At 62.9% G+C, this 10,444-nt stretch carries 9 protein-coding genes; 5 read left to right on the plus strand and 4 right to left on the minus strand.

Going from position 1 to position 10,444, the window contains the following annotated elements:
* Positions 1-97: 97 nt before the first annotated feature.
* The 4 genes from I3253_RS17930 to I3253_RS17945 all read right to left on the minus strand — a co-directional run bounded on the left by I3253_RS17930 (position 98) and on the right by I3253_RS17945 (position 4,797).
* Positions 98-2,788 carry a sensor histidine kinase gene (locus tag I3253_RS17930; RefSeq protein WP_197919190.1) on the minus strand — a complete coding sequence of 897 codons (2,691 nt, stop codon included), beginning with the start codon at positions 2,786-2,788 and terminating at the stop codon, positions 98-100.
* Positions 2,788-3,054 (minus strand): hypothetical protein, encoded by a 267-nt coding sequence (locus I3253_RS17935; protein ID WP_197919191.1) that lies wholly within the window; start codon positions 3,052-3,054, stop codon positions 2,788-2,790. The genes I3253_RS17930 and I3253_RS17935 overlap by 1 nt, the downstream gene beginning before the upstream one ends.
* Positions 3,051-3,419 (minus strand): response regulator transcription factor, encoded by a 369-nt coding sequence (locus I3253_RS17940; RefSeq protein ID WP_197919192.1) that lies wholly within the window; start codon positions 3,417-3,419, stop codon positions 3,051-3,053. Before I3253_RS17940 ends, I3253_RS17935 begins: the two co-directional genes overlap by 4 nt.
* A gap of 76 nt (positions 3,420-3,495) precedes the next feature.
* Positions 3,496-4,797, minus strand: coding sequence for a helix-turn-helix domain-containing protein (locus I3253_RS17945; protein WP_197919193.1), 1,302 nt, complete (start codon positions 4,795-4,797; stop codon positions 3,496-3,498).
* 216 nt (positions 4,798-5,013) lie between these two features.
* On the opposite strand from I3253_RS17945, the gene I3253_RS17950 reads away from it, so the two are divergent.
* The 5 genes from I3253_RS17950 (at position 5,014) to I3253_RS17970 (ending at position 10,241) form a co-directional block, all read left to right on the plus strand.
* A complete protein-coding gene (locus I3253_RS17950) occupies positions 5,014-6,372 on the plus strand; it encodes a substrate-binding protein (protein ID WP_197919194.1) in 1,359 nt (452 codons plus the stop codon).
* A 103-nt stretch (positions 6,373-6,475) separates the two neighbouring features.
* A complete protein-coding gene (locus tag I3253_RS17955; protein ID WP_197919195.1) occupies positions 6,476-7,498 on the plus strand; it encodes a branched-chain amino acid ABC transporter permease in 1,023 nt (340 codons plus the stop codon).
* Between the two features lie 3 nt (positions 7,499-7,501).
* A complete protein-coding gene (locus I3253_RS17960; protein WP_197919196.1) occupies positions 7,502-8,704 on the plus strand; it encodes a branched-chain amino acid ABC transporter permease in 1,203 nt (400 codons plus the stop codon).
* A 13-nt stretch (positions 8,705-8,717) separates the two neighbouring features.
* The gene (locus tag I3253_RS17965; protein ID WP_197919197.1) at positions 8,718-9,473 is read left to right on the plus strand and encodes an ABC transporter ATP-binding protein; all 756 of its coding nucleotides are present in this window, start codon (positions 8,718-8,720) and stop codon (positions 9,471-9,473) included.
* A 12-nt stretch (positions 9,474-9,485) separates the two neighbouring features.
* Positions 9,486-10,241, plus strand: coding sequence for an ABC transporter ATP-binding protein (locus I3253_RS17970; protein WP_197919198.1), 756 nt, complete (start codon positions 9,486-9,488; stop codon positions 10,239-10,241).
* Positions 10,242-10,444 lie beyond the last annotated feature (203 nt).

A 10,444-nucleotide genomic window follows, 5' to 3' on the forward strand; every position in this document is an offset into this window, starting at 1 on the left:
GTGCCACTGTCCCCGCGCCCGCTGGCGGGCCGCTTCGCAACCTAGCCTCCAGAAGGTTACCATCGGATTTACAAAGAGCCAGAGCCGCCCCGATCCGCTATTGCGCCGCCAGCGCCAGCGCGGCCGGCAATGTCACCCGGAACGCTGCGCCGCCCTGACCCGGCAAATAACTGACATCGCCCCCAAGGCGTGCCATGATCTCGCGACAGATCGCCAGCCCCAGCCCGGCACCGCTGGCGCGCTGTTCTCCCACCCGGGCGAATTTCTCGAAAATCACAGCCTGATCACGGTCCGAAATCCCGGCACCATTATCGATGAAGTCCACGATCAGCGCGCCCTCGGTACGGCCCACGGAAATCGTCAGCGCCGGGACCTCGGCATCACAGTATTTCTGCGCATTGCCGATCAGGTTGATGAACACCTGGCTCAGCCGGTCCAGATCGGTGGTCAGGCGCACGTGCTCCTGGGCACGGCGGCGCGACACTTTCAACCGGTCGGTTCCGGCCCCGGTCAGGGCAGTGGCCAGCGCATGGTCCAGAACCTCTGCCAACTGCCCGGTCTGCACATTCAGATTGACCTGCCCGTTTTCCAGAACGCTGAGATCCAGCAGATCGTCCAGCAGCCGTGTCAGACGGATGGCTTCATCGTGAATGATCGAGGAATACTTGATCTTCTCCTCCGGACTCAGCCGCTCACTGTCGCGCAGGATCTCCGAAAACGCCCGGATCGAGGTCATCGGCGTGCGCAGCTCATGGCTGACCTGGCTGAGAAATGAATCCTTCTGTTCGGAAATCCGCGTCAGTTTCTCGTTGGCCTGGCGCAACTGGCGCGCGGTGCGGGCCTGCTCTTCGGACTTGGCCTCGAGCTGGCTGGAATATTCCATCATCTGGGCCGTCTCGTCGGCCACCGCCAACAGGTCTTCGACCGAGACAGACGCGCCGCCCACGATTTGCCCGATCATCGCATGCGCCGTCGCGGCCCCCACCGATCCGGCCAGCGCGCGCTCCAGAACCTGGAGAAAATCCGGGCTTGGCTCGGGCAACAGCCCGGCCACCCCTTGCCGCCGCGCTTCGCGTTCAAACAACTGTTGCGCCTCGCGCGCACCCAGGATGCGCTGGGCCATCACCATCAGGTCCTCGCTCTGACCCAGACTGCCGCTCCAGCTTTGCGGGTTCGAACTGTGCTCGTAGACATTGACGAACTGCGCGCCCTGCAACCGCTCGATCGGAGACGGGAAACCGATCAGCGACACCACGAAAAACACCAGCGTGTTCAACGCCATCGACCACAGGATCGCATGAACCAGCGGGTCCATCCCTTCGATCCCGAAAAACGCCTGCGGCCGCAGCCAGCCAAGGCCCAGCGGCCCCTCGGCCAGCAGCGCCGGAGACATCAACGTGCCGGCGCCGAAACTGGGCAGCAACAGCGCGTAGGCCCAGATCACGAACCCCACGGTCAGCCCGGCAAAAGCCCCCATCCGCGTGGCACCGCGCCAAAAGATGCCGCCCAAAAGCACCGGCAGGAACTGCGCCACGCCGGTGAACGAGATCAACCCGATCGACGCCAGCGCCGTGCCCCCCCCCGACAGCCGGTAGTATAGATAGCCAAGCGCCACCACGGCCCCGATCGAGATGCGCCGCGACAGCAGCACCACGTGGCGCACATCGCCCGAAACGCTGGCCCCGCCCCCCGAGGCGCTCAGCCAGATCGGCATGACAATATGGTTCGACACCATGGTCGACAGCGCCAGCGCCGCCACGATCACCATGGATGTCGCGCTGGAAAATCCACCCAGGAACGACAGCATCGCCAGCCCGTTATTGCCGGTGGCCAGCGGCACGGTCAGCACAAAGAAATCCGGGTTGGATCCGGGCGGCATCAGGTCCAGCCCGACAACGGCAATAGGCACCACGAACAGGCTCATCACCATCAGATAGCCCGGAAAGGCCCATGACGCGGTGCGCAGGTGGCTTTCATCCTCGTTTTCCACAACCATCACCTGGAACATGCGCGGCAGGCACACAAAGGCCGCCGCCGACAGAAAGATCAGCGCCGCCCAGCGATCACCCTGCATCTGCCAGCTGCCGATCTCGGAGGCGTCGATGCGCTGCAATATCTCGCCCACCCCGCCGCCGATGCCCCAGACCACGAACACGCCCACGGCCAGAAGCGCGAACAGCTTGACGATGGCTTCCACGGCGATCGCCATGACCACCCCGTGGTGGCGCTCGTTCACATCCAGGTTGCGGGTGCCGAAAATGATGGTGAACAACGCCAGCCCGGCCGCCACCAGAAGCGCGTTGCTTTCCGGGCTGTCCACCGGCAGCGCCGCCTCATATGCGTCCGAGAACACCGCGAAACTCACCGTTACGGATTGCAGCTGCAAGGCGATATAGGGCGTGGTGCCGATCACGGCGAGCACCGTCACCCCCACCGCCAGCAGGTTGGACTTGCCATAGCGCGACGAGATCAGGTCGGCGATCGAGGTGATCCGCTGGCTGCGCCCGATCCGCACCAGCTTGCGCAGAACCCACCACCAGCCGATCATCACCAGCGTCGGGCCGATATAGATGGTCAGGTATTCCAGCCCTGACCGGGCCGCGTACCCCACCGCGCCATAGAACGTCCAGGCGGTGCTGTAGATCGACAGTGACAGCGTATAGACCCAGGGCGAACGCAGCCAGCCGCTGCGCCCGGCCATGGCGGCCCGCTCGGCGCCAAAGGCCACCAGGAACAGAAAGATCACATAGATCAGGCAGACCGCGATCAGAACGTTCAGCGTTCCCATCAGCCCACCTCCTGATCGTCGCCCGCATCCCCCCTGGCCAGGGCGCGTGTCAACAAGGCCGACGCCAGCACCAGCCCGGCCCAGACCACAAAGATAAAGATGATTGCCTTGGATGTCGCCACGCCGCCCTGGGCATCCGTGGGCCACAATAGCGGCACCATCCACAACAGGGCGCCCAGAACCGGCAGCATCCGGATCACGTCAACCAGCCGCCGGCGCCGATAGCTTTGCCGTTCCAGGAACAGCGACTTGCGCCGCTCGTTCACCGCGGCACCAGATCGCGCACCGCCGCCAGAACCTCGGCATTGGAAAACGGCTTGGTCATGAACCGGCTGACCCCGGCGCGCTCGGCCATCTCGCGGTCCTTGACCTGGCCGCGCGCGGTCAGCATCAGCACCGGCAGATCGCGCGTCCCCGCCAGGTCGCGCAGTTCGCGCAGGATGTCATAGCCGCTCTTGCCCGGCAGCATCACGTCCAGAATGATCAGATCGGGCTGGCGTGCCTGCACCACGTCCACGGCATCATGGCCGTTGGAATGCGTCGCAACGGCCCAGCCGTCGCGCGACAGAATGAAACTGATCGCCTCGATGATGTTCGGTTCGTCTTCAATCAGAAGAACGCTCTTCCCCATGCATTCTCCCCTGTCTTTCCGCCCTTTGCGGGCGACGTTCCCCGCAACCTTACCCACAGGAAACAAAATTCCAAGCTCAAATGCCCTTTGCCAGCAACGAAGGCTCCCGCCGGCCCGCGCATTCGCGGCTGGGACAGACCCGGCAGGTAGACCCCACTTCGCGCGCGCCGCCCTCGGCGCCCGCCACCGGAACAATCAGCATATAGCTGTGATACAACGGATCCATATTGACCTCGAGCGGCCCCACCGCTTCGGTCACGGCATAACATTCGAACTGGCGCGCGTCCCGCCCGGTCACGGTGACACGCTGGCACAGCGGGCGCATCGGGCGGGCCAGCGCCTGGAACAACGGCCATTTCGGACAGGCCGCGGAAAACCGGGGCAGCGGGAAGCCCTCGATCGGCTTGCGCAACATCAGCGTCCCGGACCCGTCGCACATCACCAGCCCCAGCGGCGCCGGCAGCAATTCATCCGACAACACCGCCAGCCGCCGGAACACCGCCGTCAGCGGCGCCCCGGTCTCGCGCGCCAGGCGTACCGGGTCGGCCTCTTTCCCGGCCAGCGCCGCGCGCATGTCCGACAGCGGCAGCAACCCCGCGTCATGGCGCAGCTGACGCAAGGCGGTTTCGGCAAGATCGCGCGACGCGCTGGAGGTCAGCTCGGGCTGGGCCTCGACAAAGGCCCGCAGCGCCGCGTCCGGCGCGCCTTCCAGCGCGTCGAACCGGAACTTGTGCGCCGCCATCATTGCCTCAACCTCTTCCAGCGGCAGCGTCAGGCTGGCGCCCGCATCCCCGGCCCCGTCCAGATAGGCCACCAGCTGCTGCGAACTTTCGGCCAGCCGCTGGCTGTCCTCGTTCAGGTTGCGGTGAAACCGGTTGCGCCATTCCGGTTCGATTTCCCGGGTATCGGCCAGGATCCCGGCGGTCGATCGGATTGCGGTAACGATGGTCAGCATCTCATGCATCGACGTGGCCAGGTGCGGATCGTGGGTCAGACGGTCGGTCAGCGTGGCCGCCGTGCGCTCCAGGCTGCCAAGGCGGCGATGCTGCTCGCCGATCAGCGCCGCCCAGCCCGGAAACCGTCCGGCGAACTCGTCGATCCGGTCCAGTTCCTGACTGGTCGCGGCGCTGTCGGCAGCCGCTTCGCGCAGCGTCGCGATCAGCGCCGCCTCGGCCCCCTCGCTCAGCAGCGATGGCTCCACATCCAGTACCTGGGCAATGTCGACAAGCAGTTTGCCGCCGATTCTGCGCCGGTTATGCTCGATCAGATTGAGGTATGAGGCCGATATCCCGACCTCACGCGCAAGCTCGGCCTGACGCATCCCGGCCATCACCCGGCGCTCGCGGATCCGGCTGCCTGTCAAAGTGTCGCGGGCCATGGGCAATTCCTTGGGTTTTCAACGGCTTTCTGCGCCGCCGAAAAATTTCTTTACAACACATACGATACTGTTGCGAATTACTTTACAAAAAAATTGTTGCTTTGAAAGCAGTTGTTGCGAAATTTTCCGTTCCCCCACGATAATGATTTTGCACAAATGTGCGCAGTGCGTGGGTTTGAGGAGACCCGTGCACGTTTCACCAAACGGGAGGATTACATGTCCAAATCGAATTTCACGCGTCGTGGTGTGCTGAAAACCGGTGCCGTCGCCGGTGCCGGCGTCGCACTGCCGACCATTTTCACCGCTCAATCCGCGTCTGCTTCCGGCTACACCAACGAACCGACCGGCAGCAACGTGACCCTGGGTTTCAACGTGCCCCAGACCGGCCCCTATGCCGACGAAGGCAATGACGAACTGCTCGCGCAGCAGCTTGCGGTCGAGCACCTGAACGGGATGGGCGACGGCGGCTGCCTGAACACCTTCACCTCGAAGGCACTCAAGGGCAACGGCATCCTGGGCAAGAAGGTCGACTTCGTGACCGGCGACACCCAGACCAAATCGGACGCCGCGCGCGCATCGGCCAAGACGATGATCGAAAAAGACGGCGCCATCATGATCAACGGCGGCTCGTCCTCGGGTGTTGCCGTGGCCGTTCAGGGCCTCTGCCAGGAAGCGGGCGTGATCTTCATGGCCGGCCTGACCCACTCCAACGACACCACCGGCAAGGACCGCAAGGCCAATGGCTTCCGCCATTTCTTCAACGCCTACATGTCCGCCGCCGCGCTGGCCCCGGTGCTGGCCAAGGAACTGGGCGCCGACCGTCGCGCCTATCACCTGACCGCCGACTACACCTGGGGCTGGACCCAGGAGGAATCGATCGTTGCCTCGACCGAGGCCATGGGCTGGGAAACCGTGAACGCGGTGAAAACGCCGCTGGCATCGACTGACTTCTCGTCCTACATCGCGCCCGTGCTGAACTCTGGCGCCGATGTGCTGGTGCTCAACCACTATGGCGGCAACATGGTCAACTCGCTGACCAACGCGGTGCAGTTCGGACTTCTGGACAAGCTCGTGAACGGCAAGGACTTCAAGATCGTCGTGCCGCTCTATTCGGAACTGATGGCCGCCGGTGCGGGCGAGAACATCAAGGGCGTGCTGGGCTCGATGAACTACAACTGGCAGCTGGACAACGAAGGCTCCAGGGCATTCGTCAAGTCCTTCGGCGAGAAATACGGCAAGCCGCCGTCCAACTCGGCCCAGACCTGCTATGCGCAGGTTCTGCTTTATGCCGATGCCTGCGAGCGCGCCGGCACGTTCAACCCCTGTGGCGTGGTCGAGGCCCTGGAAGGCTTCGAGTTTGACGGGCTGGGCAACGGCTCGACCCTGTATCGCGCAGAGGACCACCAGTGCTTCAAGGACGTTCTGGTTGTGCGCGGCGCGCAGAACCCGACCAACCAGTACGACACGCTGGAAATCGTCGAAGTCACCCCGGCCGCGCAGGTTACGTATCCTCCGAACCACCCGATGTTCGGCGGCGACGAAGCCTCGCTGGGCGAGTGCAACAAAGGCGCCTGATCTCAGTGCACCAATCAGCCGACCGCGCCCGCGCGCGGTCGGCCCCGCGACGCCCGAGGGAGGTTTCCCCGGTCTCGCTCCTTAAACGTGACAGGTGGGAATTATGGACGCGATCCTCCTTCAGATTCTGAACGGGCTCGACAAGGGCTCTGCCTATGCGCTGATTGCGCTTGGGCTTACTCTCATTTTCGGCACGCTCGGCGTGGTGAACTTCGCGCATGGCGCGCTGTTCATGCTGGGCGCCTTTTGTGCCGTAACCCTTTCGAAGTTGCTGCAACTGAGCTTTGTGACCATCGACGCAACCAAGAAGGACTTCCTCGGCAATCCGCTGAAGGTCGAAACGCCTTATGTCGAGGCCTGGTTCGGTCCCGAGATCGGGGCCTCGATCATCGACTGGGCCGTCCCGCTGTCCATCCTGCTGGCCATTCCGGTCATGATCGCCGTTGGCCTGATCATGGAACGCGGCCTGATCAAGCATTTTTACAAGCGCGAACACGCCGACCAGATCCTCGTGACTTTCGGCCTGGCCATCGTGCTTCAGGAAGTGATCAAATATTACTTCGGCGCCAACCCGATCCAGACCCCGCCGCCCGACGCCCTGACCGGCGTGGCCAACCTGGGCGCCTGGTTCGGATTTGACCTGCCCTATCCGATCTGGCGGATCGTTTATTTCAGCTTTGCCGCGCTGGTCATCTTCGGGGTGTTTGCGTTCTTGCAATTCACCACCTTCGGCATGGTCGTGCGCGCCGGCATGGCGGATCGCGAAACCGTCGGCCTGCTGGGCATCAATATCGACCGCCGCTTTACCATCATGTTCGCCATAGCCGCCGCCGTGGCGGGGCTGGCGGGTGTGATGTACGCGCCGATCAACCCGCCAAACTACCACATGGGCATGGACTTTCTCGTCCTCAGCTTCGTCGTGGTGGTCGTGGGCGGCATGGGCAGCCTGCCCGGCGCCGTCGCCGCGGGGTTCCTGCTGGGTATTCTGGAAAGCTTTGCCTCTACCACCTGGGCAACCACCACGATCCCCGGCATCAACCAGATCATCATCTACGTTGTCGCCATCATCGTGCTTCTCACCCGCCCCCGCGGGCTGATGGGCCGCAAAGGCGTGATGGAGGACTAGGATATGCTTGGACTGAACAACAAAAAAGACTTCACCCTTCTTCTGGTCGTGGCGGCCCTGACGCTTCTGGCACCGTTTGTCCTCAACCCCTTCCCCAGCGACAGCGCCATGGCGCAGTTCAACGCGGGCTATCCCGATCTGATGCAGCGTTTCGTGATCTTCGGGATCTTCGCGGTCGGGTTCAACATCCTCTTCGGCCTGACCGGATACCTGTCCTTCGGTCACGCCGCCTTCCTGGGCGTGGGTTCCTATGCCTCGGTGTGGATGTTCAAGCTGCTAAGCTACAACATCGTGCCCGCCATTCTTCTGGCGGTGGTCATGGCCTCGATCTTTGCGTTGCTGATCGGCTATGTCAGCCTGCGGCGCTCGGGGATCTACTTCTCGATCCTGACCCTGGCTTTCGCGCAGATGTCCTTTGCGCTGGCCTATTCGGTCCTGTCGAACCCCAAGTTCAACCTGACCAACGGGGAAACCGGCCTTCAGGTCTATGCCAATGATCCCCAGGTCTTCCACCGTGCGGGCCTGCCGGACGTGCCGCATCTGTTCGGTCTCTCGATGCGTTCCACCTATACGATGGATGTCGGGGCGTGGAGCTTTAGCTTCAATGTCGGCTACTATATCAGCGCCATTGTCCTGCTCCTGGTGTTCTACCTCGCCATCCGCATCTTCCGGTCGCCGTTCGGCATGATGCTGCGCGCGATCAAGTCGAACCAGACCCGGATGAGCTATACCGGCCTGAACCCGCGTCCCTATACGCTGGCCGCCTTCGTGATCTCGGGGGCCTATGCCGGCCTGGCCGGTGGCCTCATGGCCGCGATGGACCCGCTGGCGGGTGCGGAGCGGATGCAGTGGACAGCCTCGGGCGAAGTGGTCCTGATGACCATCCTGGGCGGTACCGGCACGCTGATCGGCCCGATCCTGGGCGCGGGCTTCATCAAGTATTTCGAGAATATCTTCTCGAAGATCAACGATACCGTGCTGCATCAGTGGTTCGCCTTCATGCCGGATGGCATGGAAGATTTCATGGTGTTCGTGATCAAGCCTTTCGTCGGCAAGGGCTGGAACCTGACGCTTGGCATCATGTTCATGCTTGTCGTGATCTTCCTGCCCGGCGGGCTTGTCGAAGGCGGACAGCGCCTGGGCAAATGGATCAAGAACCGTGGCAAGTCCAAGGACTCGCCTGCAAAAACCGAACCGGCAGAATAAGGAGACCTGAGAGATGGGAATTCTCGAAGTCAAAGATGTTGGCAAACGGTTCGGCGGCCTGCAAGCCCTGAGCGACGTTAATCTCAGCGTGAAGGAAAATTCGGTTCACGCGATCATCGGCCCCAACGGGGCCGGGAAATCCACCCTGCTGAACTGCCTCGTGGGCAAGCTTATTCCCGATACCGGCTCTGTCATGTTCGACGGGCAGTCGGTGCTGGGGCGTGTCCCGCACGAGATCAACCAGATGGGCATTTCCCGCGTGTTCCAGACCCCCGAAATCTTCGGGGATCTGACGGTGCTGGAAAACATGATGATCCCCTGTTTCGCCAAGCGCGACGGCCATTTCCGCATGCACGCGGTCAGGAACATGATGGCCGACCGCGAGATCGTGGAAAAGGCCGAAGCCATGCTGGTGGACATGAACATGGCAGACAAGAAGGGCATGCATTCGGCTTCGATGTCGCGCGGCGACAAGCGACGGCTGGAGATCGGCATGTGCCTGGCCCAGGAACCGCGCCTGCTTTTGCTGGACGAACCCACCGCCGGCATGGCGCGGGCGGATACCAACAACACCATCGACCTGCTCAAACAGATCAGCGACGAGCGCGAAATCACCATCGCGATCATCGAACACGACATGCATGTGGTGTTCTCGCTGGCCAACCGGATCACCGTTCTGGCCCAGGGCACGCCCCTGGTCGAGGACAACCCGGAAAACATCCGCGGCAACCCCAAGGTGCGCGAAGCGTATCTTGGCGAAACGGCATAAGGAGAGACCCAGATGAACGTCAAACCCGACTTCTCGAAGGGCCATAACCTGGCCGAAACCGCGCCGGCCTACCTGTCCATTTGGAACATGGAAAGCTACTATGGCGAAAGCTACATCGTGCAGAACATCTCGTTCAACGTGCACGAGGGCGAAATCCTGGCGCTGCTGGGGCGCAATGGCGCGGGCAAGACATCCACCCTGCGCTCGATCGCGCGGATGGACAGCCCGCAGGTGACACATGGTGAGATCTGGCTGGATCACCAGCCGCTGCACCTGATGCGCAGCCACGAGGCCTCCGCCGCCGGGATCGGGCTTGTGCCCGAAGACCGCTCGATCATCCCCGGCCTGACGGTCGAGGAAAACATCCAGCTGGCCCAGATCGCCCCGCCCATCGGCTGGTCGGTCGAACGCATCTACGAACTGTTCCCGCGCCTGGGCGAACGCCGCAAGCAAGAGGGCGTTACCCTGTCGGGCGGCGAACAGCAGATGCTGGCCATTGGCCGGGCGCTGGCGCGCGACATCAAGGTGCTGCTGCTGGACGAACCCTACGAAGGCCTCGCGCCGGTGATCGTGGACGAGATCGAAAAGACGCTGCGCATCATCAAGGAACAGGGCATCACCACCGTGATCGTCGAACAGAACGCGGTGCGCGCGCTGGAACTGGCGGATCGCTCCGTGATCCTGGATACCGGCGGCATCGTGTTTGACGGCAGCGCCGAAGAGGTGTTGCAGAACGAAGAGCTGCGCTCGGAATACCTGGCCATCTGACCGGATCAACTGAACGGATCTCGTGACAGGGCCCTTGCAGGCGCACCGCGTGTTGACAGCGCGGCGCGTCCGCCTACCCTCGCCGAGACGATTTCAACTTCGAGGTATTGCAATGTCCGACAAAACCTACCCCCCCTCCCCCGAGCTTGTCGCGCAGGCGCATGTGGATGGCGCGACGTATGATGCGATGTATGCGGCCTCGG

It is taken from the genome of Thiosulfatihalobacter marinus (assembly GCF_016019955.1).
Taxonomy (GTDB): Bacteria; Pseudomonadota; Alphaproteobacteria; order Rhodobacterales; family Rhodobacteraceae; genus Shimia; species Shimia marinus_A.